14 protein-coding genes and 2 pseudogenes are annotated in these 15,840 nt (G+C 70.3%); 12 read left to right on the forward strand and 4 right to left on the reverse strand.

What is annotated here, in order from left to right:
- Window positions 1-45 precede the first annotated feature (45 nt).
- The 6 genes from RAN62_RS08020 to RAN62_RS08045 are packed head-to-tail and all read left to right on the forward strand — an operon-like array spanning window position 46 to window position 5,427.
- The gene (locus RAN62_RS08020) at window positions 46-876 is read left to right on the forward strand and encodes a carbohydrate ABC transporter permease (RefSeq protein ID WP_305783865.1); all 831 of its coding nucleotides are present in this window, start codon (window positions 46-48) and stop codon (window positions 874-876) included.
- Complete coding sequence (locus tag RAN62_RS08025; protein WP_305783866.1) at window positions 873-1,736, forward strand: carbohydrate ABC transporter permease; 864 nt, start codon at window positions 873-875, stop codon at window positions 1,734-1,736. The genes RAN62_RS08020 and RAN62_RS08025 overlap by 4 nt, the downstream gene beginning before the upstream one ends.
- Window positions 1,733-2,686 (forward strand): Gfo/Idh/MocA family protein, encoded by a 954-nt coding sequence (locus tag RAN62_RS08030; protein ID WP_305783867.1) that lies wholly within the window; start codon window positions 1,733-1,735, stop codon window positions 2,684-2,686. The genes RAN62_RS08025 and RAN62_RS08030 overlap by 4 nt, the downstream gene beginning before the upstream one ends.
- A 13-nt stretch (window positions 2,687-2,699) precedes the next feature.
- Window positions 2,700-3,527 carry a sugar phosphate isomerase/epimerase family protein gene (locus RAN62_RS08035; protein ID WP_305783868.1) on the forward strand — a complete coding sequence of 276 codons (828 nt, stop codon included), beginning with the start codon at window positions 2,700-2,702 and terminating at the stop codon, window positions 3,525-3,527.
- Window positions 3,524-4,540 (forward strand): Gfo/Idh/MocA family protein, encoded by a 1,017-nt coding sequence (locus RAN62_RS08040; protein ID WP_305783869.1) that lies wholly within the window; start codon window positions 3,524-3,526, stop codon window positions 4,538-4,540. Before RAN62_RS08035 ends, RAN62_RS08040 begins: the two co-directional genes overlap by 4 nt.
- A complete protein-coding gene (locus RAN62_RS08045) occupies window positions 4,537-5,427 on the forward strand; it encodes a sugar phosphate isomerase/epimerase family protein (RefSeq protein WP_305783870.1) in 891 nt (296 codons plus the stop codon). Before RAN62_RS08040 ends, RAN62_RS08045 begins: the two co-directional genes overlap by 4 nt.
- On the opposite strand, the gene RAN62_RS08050 is transcribed toward RAN62_RS08045, so the two are convergent.
- Complete coding sequence (locus RAN62_RS08050) at window positions 5,360-6,355, reverse strand: LacI family DNA-binding transcriptional regulator (RefSeq protein ID WP_305783871.1); 996 nt, start codon at window positions 6,353-6,355, stop codon at window positions 5,360-5,362. The genes RAN62_RS08045 and RAN62_RS08050 overlap by 68 nt on opposite strands.
- Window positions 6,356-6,543: 188 nt before the next feature.
- Between RAN62_RS08050 and larE the strand changes: the two genes are divergently transcribed.
- Genes larE through larC form a run of 3 tightly spaced genes read left to right on the forward strand, consistent with a single transcriptional unit; the run spans window position 6,544 to window position 9,339 of the window.
- Window positions 6,544-7,380 carry an ATP-dependent sacrificial sulfur transferase LarE gene (gene larE, locus RAN62_RS08055; RefSeq protein WP_305783872.1) on the forward strand — a complete coding sequence of 279 codons (837 nt, stop codon included), beginning with the start codon at window positions 6,544-6,546 and terminating at the stop codon, window positions 7,378-7,380.
- On the forward strand, window positions 7,373-8,053 hold the full coding sequence (gene larB, locus RAN62_RS08060; RefSeq protein ID WP_305783873.1) for a nickel pincer cofactor biosynthesis protein LarB: 681 nt from the start codon (window positions 7,373-7,375) through the stop codon (window positions 8,051-8,053). The genes larE and larB overlap by 8 nt, the downstream gene beginning before the upstream one ends.
- Complete coding sequence (gene larC, locus RAN62_RS08065) at window positions 8,050-9,339, forward strand: nickel pincer cofactor biosynthesis protein LarC (protein WP_305783874.1); 1,290 nt, start codon at window positions 8,050-8,052, stop codon at window positions 9,337-9,339. The genes larB and larC overlap by 4 nt, the downstream gene beginning before the upstream one ends.
- 656 nt (window positions 9,340-9,995) lie before the next feature.
- On the opposite strand, the pseudogene RAN62_RS08070 reads toward larC, so the two are convergent.
- Together RAN62_RS08070 and RAN62_RS08075 are read right to left on the reverse strand one after the other, a co-directional pair.
- A pseudogene (locus RAN62_RS08070) lies at window positions 9,996-10,547 on the reverse strand (lactate racemase domain-containing protein); the annotation flags it as partial.
- A complete protein-coding gene (locus RAN62_RS08075) occupies window positions 10,548-11,588 on the reverse strand; it encodes an Lrp/AsnC family transcriptional regulator (protein ID WP_305783875.1) in 1,041 nt (346 codons plus the stop codon). It abuts the pseudogene before it with no gap.
- 57 nt (window positions 11,589-11,645) lie between these two features.
- Here RAN62_RS08075 and RAN62_RS08080 point away from each other — a divergent pair, with 57 nt between their 5' ends.
- Window positions 11,646-12,599 (forward strand): amidohydrolase family protein, encoded by a 954-nt coding sequence (locus tag RAN62_RS08080; protein ID WP_305783876.1) that lies wholly within the window; start codon window positions 11,646-11,648, stop codon window positions 12,597-12,599.
- Between the two features lie 559 nt (window positions 12,600-13,158).
- Window positions 13,159-14,844 carry a hypothetical protein gene (locus tag RAN62_RS08085; RefSeq protein ID WP_305783877.1) on the forward strand — a complete coding sequence of 562 codons (1,686 nt, stop codon included), beginning with the start codon at window positions 13,159-13,161 and terminating at the stop codon, window positions 14,842-14,844.
- A gap of 463 nt (window positions 14,845-15,307) precedes the next feature.
- Here the strand turns inward: RAN62_RS08085 and RAN62_RS08090 are convergent.
- Window positions 15,308-15,487 (reverse strand): annotated as a pseudogene (locus RAN62_RS08090) (GAF domain-containing protein); the annotation flags it as partial.
- Between the two features lie 146 nt (window positions 15,488-15,633).
- Between RAN62_RS08090 and RAN62_RS08095 the strand changes: the two are divergent.
- The gene (locus tag RAN62_RS08095) at window positions 15,634-15,822 is read left to right on the forward strand and encodes a hypothetical protein (protein ID WP_305783879.1); all 189 of its coding nucleotides are present in this window, start codon (window positions 15,634-15,636) and stop codon (window positions 15,820-15,822) included.
- Window positions 15,823-15,840: the final 18 nt, after the last annotated feature.

Genomic DNA, 15,840 nt, shown 5'->3' on the forward strand with positions numbered 1-15,840 from the left:
CCGTCGAAAAGAGATCTTTGGCTGCTGACGCCGGGCGGCGTGCTGATGACGCTGATCATCATCGTCCCGCTGCTGCTGGCGCTCTATCTGTCGCTGATCGACCTCGACCAGTACACGCTGCGCCGCTGGCTCGACGCGCCGTTCCTCGGGCTGAAAAACTTCGGCGAGGCGTTCGGCTCGGGGTTGCCGCACGCCATCTGGATCAGCGTCTCCTTCGCGGTGCTCGCCACGGTCGCCACGGTGCCCTTCGGGATCGCGGCGGCCCTCGCGACGCAGAACGCGTACCGGGGAAGGGGTCTGGTCCGGGCCGTTTTCCTCGTGCCCTATGTGCTGCCGTCGTTCGTCGTGGCCACCGTCTGGCGCACGATGCTGCAGCCCGACGGCATCGTCAACACGGTGCTGGCGAAGGCGGGCATCGACGGCGGGCTGTGGCTGAGCGGGCCGAAGTCGTACTGGACGCTGATCCTGGTCGAGATCTGGGCGGCCTGGCCCTTCATCTATCTGATGGCGCTGGCCGGGCTGCAGAGCGTCGACAGCGAGGTGTACGAGGCCTCGGCGATCGACGGCGCCGACTGGTGGCCCAAGCTCGTCCGCGTCGTGCTGCCCTATCTGCGCGGGCCGGTCCTGCTGGCGTGCCTGCTCGCGACGCTCAACCACATCAACAACTTCACCCTGCCGTACGTCCTCTTCGGCGCACCCGCCCCGGACGACGTCACCGTGATGCCGATGATCGTCTATGTCACGAGCTTCCAGAGCCTGCGCTTCGGGCTCAGTGCCGCCATGGCCATCGTGTCGTTGCTGATCGTCGCCGTTCCGCTGTTCGTCTATCTGCGCGCGCTCCGGCTGGACGTGCACGACGAGGGAGGTCGCCGATGAGTGCCTCGTCCGAGGCGCACCGCCTCTTGCCCCGCCCGCTGCTGGTCACCGTCACCGTGATCCTGTGCGCGATGGTGCTGGTGCCGGTCCTCTACATCCTGCTGGCCTCGCTCAACTCCGACCTGGGCGTGGCCTCCGGCGAGTTCTGGCCGGGCAGCTTCTCGGTGGAGAGCTACGGCAGGATCTGGACGACGGCGGACCTGGCGAACGGGCTCGTCAACAGCATCCTGGTGTGCGCGCTGGTGGCGGTCGCCTCCGCGGTGCTGGGGACCATGACCGCGTACGTGCTGGTGCGCCACACCTTCACTGGCCGGCTGACCATTCTGCGGGGCCTGGTCGGGCTGCAGAGCATTCCCGGGACGCTCATGTTGCTGCCGGTCTTCGTGCTGTTCTCGTCGGCCGGCAACTACCTCGGCGTCACGGTCGTCGGCACGCGGTGGGGGCTGTTCCTGGCCTACCTGACCTTCGCGTTGCCGTTCTCCACGTGGGTGATGGTGACCTATCTGCGCGGGCTGCCCCGCGAGCTGGAGGAGGCCGGCCGGGTCGACGGCGCCTCGACGCCGCGGATCCTGGTCCGCATCATCATGCCGCTGAGCCTGCCCGCGATCGTGGTGTCCGGCATCTTCGCGTTCCTCCTGGGCTGGAACGACGTGCTGTTCGCCTCGGTGCTGACCCGCCCCGGGACGCGGACCGCCGCCGTCGCGCTGTCGGCCTTCGGATCCACGCAGGAGGGCGGCGCGTTGCCGGTCTACTCGCAGGTGATGGCGGCGGCGCTGGTCTCCGCGGCGCCGGTCGTCCTGCTCTACCTGGTGTTCCAGCGCTATCTGGTCGGCGGCCTGACCGCGGGCGGCGTCAAGTGATCCGGGCGGCGGTCGTCGGCTGCGGCGACGTGTCGGTCGTGCATCTGCGGGCGATCGCCAACCTGCCGGACGTGGCGCTGGCCGGGGTGGCCGACCCCGACCCGGCCCGGACCGCCGCGTTCGACGGACCCGTCTTCCGCGATGTGGATACGTTGCTCCGGGCTGTGCATCCCGATGTCGTCCACGTGTGTACGCCGCACGACCAGCACGTGCCGGTCGCACTCGCCGCCCTCGAAGCCGGCGTCGCCGTGCTGCTCGAGAAGCCGGTCGCGCACACGGTCGCCGAGGCGGACAAGTTGATCGCGGCGGCCCGTGCCTCCCGCATACCCGTCGGTGTCTGTCTTCAGAACCGCTACAACGCCACCAGCCGCGCCGCCAAGAAGCTCCTCGGCGAGCTGGGCGCCGTCAAGGGCGCCTCGGCCACCGTGTTGTGGCACCGGGACCAGGCCTATTACCGGGCCCGGCCGTGGCGTGGACAGAAGGCTCGCAGCGGCGGCGGGGTGCTCATCAACCAGGCGATCCACACCCTCGATCTGCTCGAATGGCTCCTCGGCGACGTCGAGCGGATCCGCGGGCACGCCGGCCGGTACGCCCTCGACGACATCGACGTGGAGGACACCGCGAGCGTCGTCCTCGACCACGCCGGCGGCGCGCGCAGCGTCCTGTTCGCCACGGTCGCGAACGCCGTCGACGCGCCGGTCACCATCGAGATCGTCACCGAGCGGGCGACGCTGCTGATCCGCGGCGACCTGACCGTGCGGCACGCCGACGGGCGCGTCGAGACCGTCGCCGAGCCGGCCGCCGCGGGCGGGGGCCGCGCGTACTGGGGGGCCTCGCACGAACTGCTCATCGCCGACTTCTACCGGTCGCTGGCGGGATCCGAGCCGTTCGGGATCGGACCCGCCGAGGGGGCCCGGTCGCTGCGCCTGATCCAGCAACTCACCACCTGAAAGGACCGGATCCATGTGGACCCTCTCCGGATTCGTCGACGAGATCTCCGCCGACTTCACCGAGCAGTGCCGGGTCGCGGCCGGCCTCGGGCTGCGGCACGTGGAGCTGCGCAGCGCCTGGGACGTCAACATCCTCGACCTGGATCCCGGGCGGCTCGCCACGATGCGGCAGACGCTCGCGGAGCACGACCTCCGCGTGTCGAGCATCGGCTCCCCGATCGGCAAGATCGGGATCGAGGACCCGTTCGAGCCGCATCTGCGCCGGATGCGGCACGCGGCCGAGGTCGCCTACTTCTTCGAGGCCCCGTACGTGCGGATCTTCTCGTTCTTCCTGCCGGCCGGCGCGGATCCGGGCGTGTACCGGGACGAGGTGATCGACCGGATGCGCGAGCTGGCCAAGGTCGCCGAGGACGCCGACGTGGTGCTGCTGCACGAGAACGAGAAGCAGATCTACGGCGACGTGCCCGCCCGGTGCCTCGACGTCGTGCGCTCGGTGGGATCCCCGCACCTGCGGCTGGCGTGGGATCCGGCCAACTTCGTGCAGGTCGGCGTCCGCCCGTACACCGAGGGTTATGACGTGCTGCGGCCGCACGTCGCCTATGTGCAGATCAAGGACGCGCTGGCCGCGGACGGCACCGTCGTGCCGACCGGCGAGGGCGACGGGGAGGTCGCCGAGACGATCCGCGCCCTGCACCACGACGGGTTCGACGGGTTCTTCTCGCTCGAGCCGCACCTCGCCGCCGGGCATGCCGCCGGCGGCTTCTCCGGGCCGGAGCACTTCGGCCGCGCCCACCGGGCCTTCACCGGCCTGCTGCAGACCGAGGGGATCGCATTCGCGTGAGCAAGCCCAAGTTCGCCCTGGTGGGAGCCGGTGTCATCGGCAAGCACCACCGGCTCGTCGCCAGTCAGCTGGCCGACCGGCTCGACCTCGTGGCCGTCGCCGACACCGATCTGTCCCGCGCGGCCGCGCTCTCCGGCCGCGCGTACCCCTCGCTCACCGAGCTGGTGGAAAAAGAGGACGTCGACGTGGTCGTCGTCTGCGTCCCGACCGGCCTGCACGGCCCGCTCTCGATCGAGGCGCTGCGGGCCGGCAAGCACGTGATCATCGAGAAGCCGGCCGAGACGACCGTCGCCCGCACCGACGCGATCATCGAGGCGCAGCGGGCGGCCGGCACCCTGGTCACGGTCATCTCCCAGCACCGCTTCGACCCGTCCACCGAGACCGTCCTCGCCGCGATCCACCGGGGCGAGCTGGGACGCATCACGTCCGGGATCGCATCCATCGACTGGTGGCGGGGTCAGAGCTACTACGACTCGGGCGACTGGCGGGGCACGTGGGAGCTCGACGGCGGCGGCGCGCTGATGAACCAGGGCGTGCACACCGTCGATCTGCTGGTCGCGGCGCTGGGCCGGCCGGTCGAGGTGTTCGCCTACACGGGCACCCTGGCCCACGAGCGCATCGAGGTCGAGGACGTGGCCGCCGGCGTCGTGCGCTTCGAGAACGGATCCCTGGGCGTGCTGCACGCATCCACGGCGGCCAACCCGGGACTCAGCGCGCGGCTGCAGGTGCACGGCGACCGGGGCTCGGCCGTCATCGACAACGACCAGCTCGTGTTTCTCGAGACTTCCACCGAGGAGCGCTTGATGGGTACGACCTCCAGCCGCCGCCCGGTCGCCGCAAGCGACCCGGGGCAGCTGTCCGACGCGCACCGCCTGCAGTACCTGAACTTCCTCGACGCCCTCGACGGGAAAGCCCCGCTGCGGGTGACCCTCGAGACCAACCGCCAGTCGATCGCGGTCATCACCGGCGCGTACGAGTCGGCCCGCACGGGGAAGCCGGTGACGCTGTCGTGAACCGCATAGCCGCCAACCCGATCCCGTACTGGCTCGCCGGGGGCAAGACCGTGCCGGTGTTCGAGGAGGCGTTCCGCGACTTCCAGGAGATCGGGTTCACCGCCGTCAAGGCCGACGTCCCCGAGCACATGACCGCGCCCGCCTACGCCCGCTGGATCGCCGGGTACGGCCTGTCGCCGTCCCTGAGCCTCTTCAACTCGTCCTTCGACGGCGACCTCGCGGCGGACGTCGAGCGGGCCAAGCAGTTCGCGGCCACGCAGACCGCGCTCGGGCTCGACCGGACGATGATCTCCTCCATGAGCGTGCCGGCCCGACTGGATACCCCGGCGGTGGGCGCGGACTTCGACGCGGGCCGGTTGGATCGGGCGATCGACCAGTGCGGCGAGGTGTGCCGGGTGTTGCGGGCGGAGGGCCTGCGGCCGCTGCACCACTCGCACGTCGGCGGCGTCTTCGAGACCGAGGAGGAGATCGTCCGGCTGCTCGACGATCTCGGCCCGGACGTCATCGGCTTCGGCCCCGACACCGGGCACCTGCGCTGGGCCGGCGTGGATCCCGCGGCCCTCGTCCGCCGCTACGCCGACCGGCTCGGCGGGATCCACATCAAGGACGTGTACGCCGACCACCTCGACGGCTCGCCGCTGAGCTATCGGGACGCGCAGCGCACCAAGCGGTTGTGGGCCGAGCCCGGCCGGGGCGTCATCGACTTCGCCGCGGTGCTTTCCGCGATCCCGGACGGCTACGACGGCGACTTCATGATCGAGGTGGACGAGCCGAGCGTGGCGACCGCGCGTGAGTCGCACCGGATCTCGTACGAGTGGGCTATCGCCGGTGGGTTGTCGACTGCCGGACGACCAGGCGGACCGGCAGCACCAGGGGAGTGGCGCTGAGGTGGGCCCCCTGGGCGAGGGCGATGCAGTTCCGCACCCCGGTCAGCCCCATCCGGTAGAGCGGCGCCGCCACCGTGGTCAGCGCCGGCTCGACCAGCTCGTCGAGCAGGATGTTGTCGAAGCCGACCACGCTGATGTCGGCCGGCACCGCCACGCCCAGCTTGCGCAGGCCCTTCATCACGCCGATGGCGAGGGCGTCGTTGTAGGCCAGCACCGCCGTCGCGTCGGCCCGGGCCACCCGCCGCGCCGCGCTCAGCCCGGCCAGCACGGTCGGCTCGTGCGGGCCGATCCGCCGCACGTCGAGACCCAGCCGGGCCGCCGCCTCGCGCAGCGCCCGCCAGCGTGTCCCGTCCGACCAGCTCGTGCCCGGTCCCGCCACGTAGCGGATCCGCTCGTGCCCGAGCGCGGCCAGGTGCTCCGCGGCCCGGTGGATCCCGCGCCGGGTGTCGCTGACGACGCAGATCGCCTCGGGCAGGATCCGGTTGAGCAGGACGACCGGCCGCTGCTTGGCCATCATCCGCAGCGCCGAGTCGGTCATCCGGGAGCTGGCGATCACGATCCCGTCGACGTGGGCGAGCTCCCGCTCGATCGTGCGGCGCTCCTCCTCCGGCGACTCGTTGGTGTGCGACAGGACCAGCTGATATCCCGCCCGGCGGGCGGCCTCGTACGCGCCCTTGATGATCTCGCCGTAGAACGGGTTCGTGACGTCGGCGATCACCAGGGCGATGGCCTCGTGGGCGGCGCGGGCGCCCGGCGGCGGCCCGCCGTCGAGCCGCGTGGTGCGATAGCCGAGCCGCTCGGCCGCCGCGAAGACCCGGCGGGCGGTGTCGGTGTTCACGCGGCCCGGCCGGGCGTACGCCCGGGACACGGTCGACGCCGCCACGCCGGCCTCGCGCGCGACGTCGTAGATGGTGGGACGCTGTCCCATGACGCCATGCTAGGGCCTGTGTCAAAGTGGAGGCCGGGCTGCGGCGGCCCCAGACGCCGCCTGGCCGCACGCCGCGATCACCCACATCCAACACCGGGATGCGGGCGACCACGTCGCACACCCAGCCGACGCCTGGACCTCGCCTCGCCGTCGACCCCCACTTGGACACAGGCCCAACGGAGTGATCGATGACTGACGATGATTTCGCGGGCGCCGCCGTGCTCGGCGCGCGGCGGCTGCTCTCGGGCGTCGACCGGCTCGGGGTCGCGTTCTCCGGCGGGGTCGACTCGTCGGTGCTGCTCGCGCTGGCCGCCCGGGCGCTGGGCGCCGATCGGGTGGTCGCGATCCTCGGGGTGTCACCCGCCCTGGCCGCCGACGAGCGGGTCGCCGCGCACGACGTCGCGCGCCACGTCGGCGTACCCGTGGTGGAGGTCGTCACCGACGAGGGCGCGCGGCCGGGCTATCGCGCCAACGGGCCCGACCGCTGCTTCCACTGCCGCGACGAGCTGTTCACCCGCATCGGCGCCGAGGTGGTGAGCGAGCACCGGCTGGACGCGGTCGCCTACGGCGAGAACCTGTCGGACACCGCCCGCCCGGACCGCCCGGGTGCGCGCGCCGCGACCGAGCACCGGGTGCTGCGCCCGCTCGTCGATCTGGGCCTGGACAAGGCGGCGGTGCGCCGGATCGCCCGCGCCTTCGCGCTGCCGAGCGCCGACAAGCCCGCGGCGCCCTGTCTCGCGTCGCGGATCCCGCACTTCTCGATCGTGATCCCGGAGAAGCTGCGCCAGATCGAGCAGGCCGAGGCGGCCCTGCGCCGGCTGGGTTTCCCCGATTCCCGCGTACGCCACCACGGCGACATCGCCCGCGTGGAACTCCCGCCGGAGGATCTCCTCCGAGCCGTCACGCCACCGTTGCGCTCGGAGGTGCACGCGGCAGTGACGGCGGCCGGCTTCCGCTTCGTCACCGTCGACCTGGCCGGGATCCAGTCCGGCGCCTTCACCCTGCCCCTGGTGACCCGTGACTGAGTCCTCGCCTTCCGGCTCGCCCGGGTTCACCGGCCTCAACCTGGACCTCGGCCGGGCCGCGCGCCGGGGCTATCCCGAAGCCGTCTACTGCGAGGGCAAGACGCCGGCGCAGGTGGCCGCCATCGCCGGACAGGTCGGGCAGCTGGACGTGGTCACCCTGTTCACCCGGGCCGCCGCCGAGCACGCGGCCGCCGTGCTGGCCGTGCTGCCCGACGCCTTCCACGACGACGCGGCGCGGCTGCTCGCCTGGCCGCCGCAGCCCCCGCCCCCGACCGGCGGACGGGTCGTGGTGGTCGCCGCGGGCACCTCCGACCTGCCCGTGGCCCGCGAGGCTGAGCTGACCGCGCGCTATCTGGGCCGGACGACCGAGCTGATCGTGGATGTCGGCGTCGCCGGACTGCATCGCATCCTGTCCCATCTGGACACCCTGCGCCGCGCCCGGGTCGTCGTCGTGGCGGCCGGGATGGACGGCGCCCTGCCCAGCGTCGTCGCCGGCCTGATCGCGGCGCCGGTGGTCGCGCTGCCCACGTCGGTCGGCTACGGCACGGCCTTCCAGGGCGTGGCGCCGCTGCTGGCGATGCTCAACGCCTGCGCGCCCGGCATCGGCGTGGTCAACATCGACAACGGCTACGGCGCGGGCCATCTCGCCGCCCAGATCGCGGCGCCGTCGTGACCCGGCACATGTGGATCGACGCGTCCGCCGGGATCGCGGGCGACATGCTGCTGGCCGCCCTGATCGACGCCGGCGCCGACCCGGTTGTCGTGCAGCGGGCGGTGGACGCGGTCGTGCCCGGCGCCGTCCGCATCACCACGGCGACCGTGACCCGGGCCGGCCTGCGCGCGGTGAAGGCGGACGTCGACGTGCTCGTCCCGGATCCGCCGCACCGCACCTGGGACACGATCGAGCGGATGCTGGACGGCAACCCGCGGGCTCGGGCCGTCTTCTCCTGCCTGGCGGAGGCCGAGGCCCATGTGCACGGGATCCCGGCCGGTTCGGTGCACTTCCACGAGGTCGGCGCCTTGGATGCCATCGCGGACGTCGTCGGCATCGGTGCGGCCCTCGACGACCTCGGCATCGCGACCGTGTCCGCGAGCGAGGTGGCGCTCGGCTCGGGCACCGTCCGCTCGGCGCACGGCGTGCTGCCCGTCCCCGCCCCGGCCGTCGCCCATCTGTCGCGCGGGTGGCAGGTGCGTGGCACGCCCGCCGGGGCCGGGCCCGGCGAGCTGGCGACTCCGACCGGCATGGCCGTGCTCCGCACCCTTGCCACCGACTGTGAGGACCTGCCGTCTTTGCTGGTCGAGGCCGTCGGCGTGGGCGCGGGCACCCGTGACACCCCGGGCCGCGCCAACGTGGTCCGCGTCGTCATCGGATCGCCGTCGCGGTCGCCGGGGCCCGCGCCCGCGGGGCAGCCGGTGGATGCCGTGCTCCTCGAGGCCAACGTCGACGATCTGGATCCGCGCCTGTGGCCGGGCGTGCTCACCCGCCTGCTGGAGGCGGGCGCCGACGACGCCTGGCTCGTGCCGATCGTCATGAAGAAGGGGCGCCCGGCGCACACCCTCAGCGTCCTCTGTCCTCCCGGGCGGGCGGCGGCCCTGCGCGACCTGATCTTCGAGCACACCAGCACGCTCGGCGTCCGCGAGCACGACACCCGTAAGCACCCGCTCGGCCGCTACTTCGTGGACGTCCCGGTCGCCGGCGGCACGGTCGCGGTCAAGGTCGGTCACCGGGACGGGATCATCGTGCAGGCGATGCCCGAGTTCGAGCAGGTCGCCGCGCTGGCCCGGGCGCTGGGCCGCCCCGAGCGTCAGGTGCTGGCCGAGGCCCTGCGCGCGGCGGCGGACGCCGGACTGGTGACAGGGTCTCGCAGCCGGAACAACATCTCACCGGCGCGCGGCACGACCAGTGTGCCGGGCTCCCGCGCGTACGCCGACAAATCCACCGATGCGGGATCCCGATAGCCGAGGTTGGCGGCCCGGCACACCTCCTCCGGGATCCCCGTCGCCAGGGTCACCCGCACGCGCAGCCGTTCCTCCCCGGTCGCCGGGTCATAGGTGCCGGCCCCGCGCAGATGCGTCGAGTGCGCCAGCACGCCCCACGGCACGGCGGCGAAGCGGTCCCACTGCGCCACGAAGTAGTCGCGGCAGTGGTAGCCGATGTCGTAGATCTCCGGGTGCGTCGACGACAGCTCGGTGACATGCGGGGCGTACAGGATGACCTCGCCGCCGTCCGCCACCACCGGCTCGACCTTGTAGAAGCCCTTCGCCGCCGTCCAGATCTCGTCGTACATGGCGGGCACGATCGACAGCACCCGCGGCACCGGCCGGTCGAGATAGGTCACGTGGGTCGCGGCGCACACCTCGGCCGCCGACGCCCACGACGAGCGCGTGTCCCCGAACGAGACCGAGTGCAGCCCGCTGGACACCACGGGCGTCGCCACCTGGTCGTCGACCGCGCTGTCGGCCTCCCCGTCGGCGACCTCGGCGGTGACCACGCTCAGGGCCAGCTTCTCCGCCGGGATCAGCGCGGCGCCGTCGTCGATCAGCGCCCGTACGGGCGTCAGCGCCAGCGTCCCGATGATCTCCGCCGACGTGATCAGCGCGCCCAGCCAGTGCGACACGTCAATGATGGTTTTACCCCCGGCGCCGGGGAAGAAGTACTTGTTGCCCCCGGACATCCCGACCACCTCGTGGGGCAGCACCGGGCCCACCACGAGCGCGACGTCGTGCTCCACCACGGCCCGGTTGAGCAGCACCGGCACGTCGACGCTCATCCGGCCGCCGCTCAGCTCCGCCACCCGTACGGCGGGAATGGTCCCCAGGTCCGCGAAGGTCGCGGGATCCCACCACTCGTGATTGGACACGATCGTCCCCGGATAGGTCTCCGCCAGCCGTCCGGGCTCGTAGCCGAGGTGCCGCGCGAGCGCCTCCTCGCCCATGGGCGCGTGCGTGCCGAGGGCCACGAGCACGGTCAGCTTCGTCACGCGCCCGTGCAACGCCGCGTGCACAGCGCGCATCAGCAGCGGCAACGGGCACGTGCGCGTCGCATCGGGGACCAGGACGCAGACACTGCGCCCGTCGAACGCGTACGCGGAAAGCTGGTCCTGGACGAACGCGGTGACCTCCTCCGCGTCGAGCACCCTGCCGGCATCCCCTGCGCGCACCGCCATTCACCCAGCCTGCCCCCGCAGCCGCTCGTTGTCGACCCGGGTGCCGACCTGCTTGACCTGACGCAGCGTCGGGCTGACCTCCAGCCGCTCGACCCCGGGCAGCACCCCCACCCGCTCCGTCGTGAACTCGAACAGCGCGTCGAGGTCCCGGCAGTTGACGACGGCGTGCAGGTTGTCCGGCCCGGAGAGCGCGGCGGCGAAGACCACCTCCGGCATCCGCGCCAGCGCCCGCCCGGCCTCCTTGAGCCGTGCCGGGTGCACCCGCAGGTGAAGGTTGGCCCGGGCCCGCAGCCCCAGCGCCGGCGGGGCGATCTCCACGTCGAGATAGACCACCCCGTCGGCCAGCAGCGCCCGCATCCGCCGGGACACCCGCCCCGGGGTCAGCCCGGTCGCGGCGGCCAGCTCGACGAGGCTCGCCCGCCCGTCCGCCGCGAGCGCCCCGATCAGGGCGTCGTCCTGCGCGGTCAGCGGCGCGGCTTGATTTCGTACGACGGGAAGCTCCACGAACGGGCTCGCGCCGGTCGATCCGAGCGCGGCCTCCTGCTCACCTGTCAGCACCCCGTCGAGCGCCGCCCAGTAGTGCCCCCGCCCGGCCACGAACTGGCGCAGCTGCACCGACGCCTGCAGATCCAGCACGGCGGCCGCCCGGGGGAGCCGCCGGCCGAGCAGATCGTCGCGCTCCTCGCTCGACCGCGACCGCACCGCGCACGTGACCTCGGACCCCGCGGCGGTCAGCGTGACCCAGCTGACGTCGTCCCGCTGGGCCAGCGCCTCGGCGATGGCGGTGACACTGCCCGGCCGGCACCGCAGCCGCACCATCCACTGGCTCTGCCCGAGCGCCCCGGGATCGACCACGCCGACCACCCGGATCGCCCCGGCCCGGCTCATCCGCCGGTAGCGCCGCGCGATGGTCAGCTCGGAGAGCCCCAGCACCTTGCCCACGGTCGCGAACCCGATCCGCGGATCGATCTGCAGAGCCCGCAGGATTCGTACGTCGTCGGGCTCCAGCATGACGGATTCGACTGTTTCCGACGGTGCCATGATGGTGATGCTACGTCTTCGGTCCTGTTCCGGCGGCTCGTGCGTGAGTCTTGGGGCATGACGCTGATCGCCATCGAAGAACACTGGCTGCTGCCCCAGCTGAACGCCGCCGACGAGAGCGCCGTCCTCAACGACCAGGGGGACCACCAGGAGCGGCTGCGGGACCTCGGCGCCGGCCGGCTCGCGACGATGGACGCCCAGGGCATCGACATCGCGGTGCTCGCCCTCACCCCGCCCGGCACGGTCGCCCTCCCGCCGGACGACGCCGTACGCCTCAGCCGCACCGCCAACGACCGCGCCGCCGCAGCCGTCGCCGCCCACCCGTCCCGCTTCCGAGCCCTGTCCACGCTGCCCATGTCGAACCCCGGCGCGGTCGTCACCGAACTGACCCGAGCCGCCGACCTCGGCCACGTCGGCACGATGGTCTACGGCCGAGCCGGCGACCTGTTCTTGGACGACCCCGTCTACGACGACTTCTTCGCGGCGTGCGCCCGCCTCGGACAGCCGGTCTTCCTCCACCCGCAACTGCCGTCGCCGGCCGTCCGCGACGCCTCGTACCGTGGTTTCGGCCCGGCCACCGACCTGGCCCTCGCCACCTTCGGCTGGGGCTGGCACCTGGACGCCGCCACCGCCGCCCTGCGCCTGATCCTCCGCGGTACCTTCGACCGCCACCCGGGCCTCCAGATGGTTTTGGGCCACTGGGGCGAAATGCTGCTCTTCTGGCTCGACCGCGCCGACAGCCTCTCCCGCGTCGCCGGCCTGCCCCGGCCGGTGTCCCACTACGTCCGCTCGAACTTCCACATCACCACGTCGGGCATGCTCAACCCGGCTCTGCTCCAGCACGCCCTGTCGGTCACCACCCCGGACCGCCTGGTCTTCTCGACCGACTACCCGTTCCAGCACCCGTCCCGCGACGACATCACCGCGTTCCTGAAACACCTCCCGTCGGACGCCGACCGCACCCGCTTCACGTCGGCCAATGCGGCCGCCCTCTTCGCCATCACCCTCTGACCACGAGCCCACCCACCCGAACGCTCACTAGGCAATGCGGCGGGGGAGTAGCGACAGCAAGCGGACGCTTTACACGGAAACCGGCGCACCTGTCGCCACTGAATGTCACGGCGCAGCCTCTGCCGAGCCAACGACCCCGGGCGTGGCTCCGTTCGCGAGTTCGGACTCTCGGCAGTGCTTTACCAGCACCGGTCGTCTCAATGTTCACGACGGCTGGCACCACGCGCGGACCTTGGACCGCTCTATGGCGCTGGCTATCCCTCAGGAGCGCCCGCTCACGATGCGTGCAAGCGAGAATGAGAGCCACTCGAGGCTCGGGTGCGGACTGCCGACGAGAACGGTCGAACCAGACAGCAACCGTTTCGATGAATGTTGCAAGTCGGAGTCATAATCTCGCGGCGCTACGGGCGATATACTGCCATGCTCAGCACACCAAGGAGTTGCAGGCGTGGGGAAGTCAAGAAAACCAAATCGAAGCGGGCATCCATCCCCGAAAGGGTCAAGCGGTAGCGGGGGCCGGAACGCGCCCCGGTCCGCACGTACTCCAGCGGCGGCCCGTTTGTCCGATGTCGCCGAGGTTGCCCTAGCTGAGCGCCTCGATGAAATCCAGGGGCGCGAAGGTGACATCCTCGCGGCTGTGCAACGCTCAGAAATTGGAGAAAGATTAGGGCGGTCCGGGTGGGCCGGGTCTGCGCATCGCCTGGAGAAGCAAGACGCGCGAGAGTATCTGCTGGCATACGAGGCAGCTGCGGCAGATCAGGCGGCAGAAATTGTCTCCTCGATGTCTTCTGGCGAGTGGCTCTGGTACCTGCGGCGCGTTCCGGCAGCATTCACAGCTGGATCGGTAAGGACGACATCCGGCTATGTGCGTGAAGTGGCTGAAACCATGTCGGGCGCCTCGGAGGCCTTGCCGACACACGAACCGGGACGCTACAAGATGGGATACGTCCTCCCAGTCAATGACTTCGTAGCCCGCAATGTACTTGCCCTGATCAAGATCGCTCGACTTGTCACATATACCCATTCAATGGCCCGCTGGTGCGGAAAAGGCGCCGCCTTGAAGCGTCAGGCGGACGGGTACCCGTATGCGGTGGAAGTGCAAAATATCAAGAAATTCGTGCAAATTTACGACGATCGAATGTCCAGAGATTACGGTAATCTGCTTGGTGGATTGGGCACCGCCTTGCCTGCACTGAACAAGCGAGGAGTGTTTACGAGTCGCGGCGTCCAGATGCAGTTCTTCGCTGAGACCCGTGATGCCGAAAGCATCACACTTCCGCATCCCGTTACCGGCCAAGAAATTCATTTTGTGCCGAATTTTTGGCGGACCGGCGTACCCTTCAACCATGTGATCGACCTTGTTGAAAATCTTGACCATTCAACAGCGAGGCCGGACGATGGAATTCTAGGCCTGAACTTACTGCTCCTTCAGACGGCCAGCGACTTGCTCGGCGTATCTCCGGGTTCGACCATTGACATGTTGCGCCGCGGATATTCAATCATGACGCTCAGAACACTGAAATCCGAGCTCGGTGCGACGCTTCGTTCCATACGAGCCGATGTCGACACCGACAGCTTGCCTTTCGTTTTTCCGGACTCGGCGGATGCGGCGCTCCAGTCTCTGTTGAGCTGGCAAGGTACGACGTTCCCCCTATTTCCCTCCGCGCCCATACGGGAGCTGGCCGACGCAGTGATCTTGGATGTCGTCGGTGCTACCACGAGCCTTCGACGTATCCTTACATACTCTCCTGCTGATGGGGAAATTGCCAATGTGCGTGGGAGGCACTTCGAGCGGAAGCTGCAGGAACTGATAGACAGCACGCCCGCACGGCCGAATGGGATGGCAAGAAAACTCATCAACAGAAAAGTAAAGCGGAAAGGATCAAACTATACCGACATCGACGCGGTTGCCGAGCTGAATGGCACGCTATTCCTGATCGACTGCAAAAGTAAGCGTTACGACGAGGCGTACGAGACAGGCGCGTGGAGTGCGGTAAAGAATCTCCGTGACGCTCTTGACAAAGACGCGACCAAGTGGCAGGAGCAGATCAAGACCATAGCGCGGGAAAGGCTGGCGACCGAGTTGGAGGGGTTCAACGATATTCGTGGTTTCGTTTGTACGCCCTTCGTTCCGTACCTGGAGAACGAGGACTCGTTGCAATACGTCATTGATGGGCTGCGAGTCGTTGCTTCCAGTGGCGAGTTCGAGGCATGGATCAATCAGAACGGACCGGAACGCGTATGAGCCGGATTGAAGCGTTCAGGTCACATGCTGCATCCTTCGATCGGGTGAGTGAATCGGTGAGAGTGCGTCCCGAGCCGTCTGCCGCTGCGTAGCAACTACCCGCCGAGAGATGGTCGGAGTAGTAGAACGTCATCGGCCGGCACGACGTCGGGCGACGTCAGGAGCCGGTTGCTCGACGGCGGTCCGTACGCGGTGCGGCAATAACCTTGAGTGACGATCCGATGACACAAAGCGCGGCGAGATGGCTATGGGGTCGGGCGGGAGGACGTCCTGGCCATTCTGGCGCCGCCGCTGAAGCCGCGGCGGGCAGCTGCCGGTCCGACGCGCCACGACCCGCCGCGCACACTCGACGTCGCGGTACGGGTCGACGATGACTCCTGCCCCGGCTGCGGGAGCCGGATCTCCGTGGTGGGCACTTGCCGGTGCTCCTGAGGCGTCGTCGACCCGGCCGCGGCGATGCTGCTCAGCCGGGCGCGGGGACGGCCGGGTCGGCGTTCATGGCGATCGCGATGGAGCCGGCCAGAGACTCGGCGAGCAGGACGGCGGTGTCGTCGAGGGCTCCGGGCGTACGGGCGTAGATGTTGAGCGCCCCCAGCGGGTGGCCGCCGGCGGTGAGGCAGGTGGACAGCACGCATCGGGCGTCGGCGGCGACGGCGGTCGGATCCTCCGGTCGCGGACCGCGCCGCTGTCTGACGCCGTCCGGGCCATACCCGGCCCGCGATTATTGACACGGGTGAGCTTGGCCCCGGGCGGCCACATGGTCGGCCGCGACCCGGGTAAGCGGCCCGCATGACGAATCCTCAGCAGCCCGAGATCCGCCGCAGCGACGAGTCGCCCACGACCAAGCAGCGCACCGAGGACGCGGACCCGACCACCGCGCCGGGTGGCAGCCACGACCGCGCCGAGGACCGGCCGGTGCCCGAGGGGCAGGTGTCGCCGTACGGCCCGTCCGGCAGCACCGCGTCCGACAATTCCTGACCGGACGCGATAGGTTGA

It is taken from the genome of Symbioplanes lichenis, assembly GCF_030709675.1.
GTDB classification, from domain to species: domain Bacteria; phylum Actinomycetota; class Actinomycetes; order Mycobacteriales; family Micromonosporaceae; genus Actinoplanes; species Actinoplanes lichenis.

Bases quoted from the DNA above. Each gene is read 5' to 3' on its own strand.
- RAN62_RS08020 (WP_305783865.1), top strand. From the start codon at position 46: ATGACGCTGATCATCATCGTCCCGCTGCTGCTGGCGCTCTATCTGTCG.
- RAN62_RS08025 (WP_305783866.1), top strand. From the start codon at position 873: ATGAGTGCCTCGTCCGAGGCGCACCGCCTCTTGCCCCGCCCGCTGCTG.
- RAN62_RS08035 (WP_305783868.1), top strand. From the start codon at position 2,700: ATGTGGACCCTCTCCGGATTCGTCGACGAGATCTCCGCCGACTTCACC.
- RAN62_RS08050 (WP_305783871.1), bottom strand. From the start codon at position 6,355: ATGGGACAGCGTCCCACCATCTACGACGTCGCGCGCGAGGCCGGCGTG.
- larE (WP_305783872.1), top strand. From the start codon at position 6,544: ATGACTGACGATGATTTCGCGGGCGCCGCCGTGCTCGGCGCGCGGCGG.
- RAN62_RS08075 (WP_305783875.1), bottom strand. From the start codon at position 11,588: ATGGCACCGTCGGAAACAGTCGAATCCGTCATGCTGGAGCCCGACGAC.
- RAN62_RS08080 (WP_305783876.1), top strand. From the start codon at position 11,646: ATGACGCTGATCGCCATCGAAGAACACTGGCTGCTGCCCCAGCTGAAC.
- RAN62_RS08095 (WP_305783879.1), top strand. From the start codon at position 15,634: ATGACGAATCCTCAGCAGCCCGAGATCCGCCGCAGCGACGAGTCGCCC.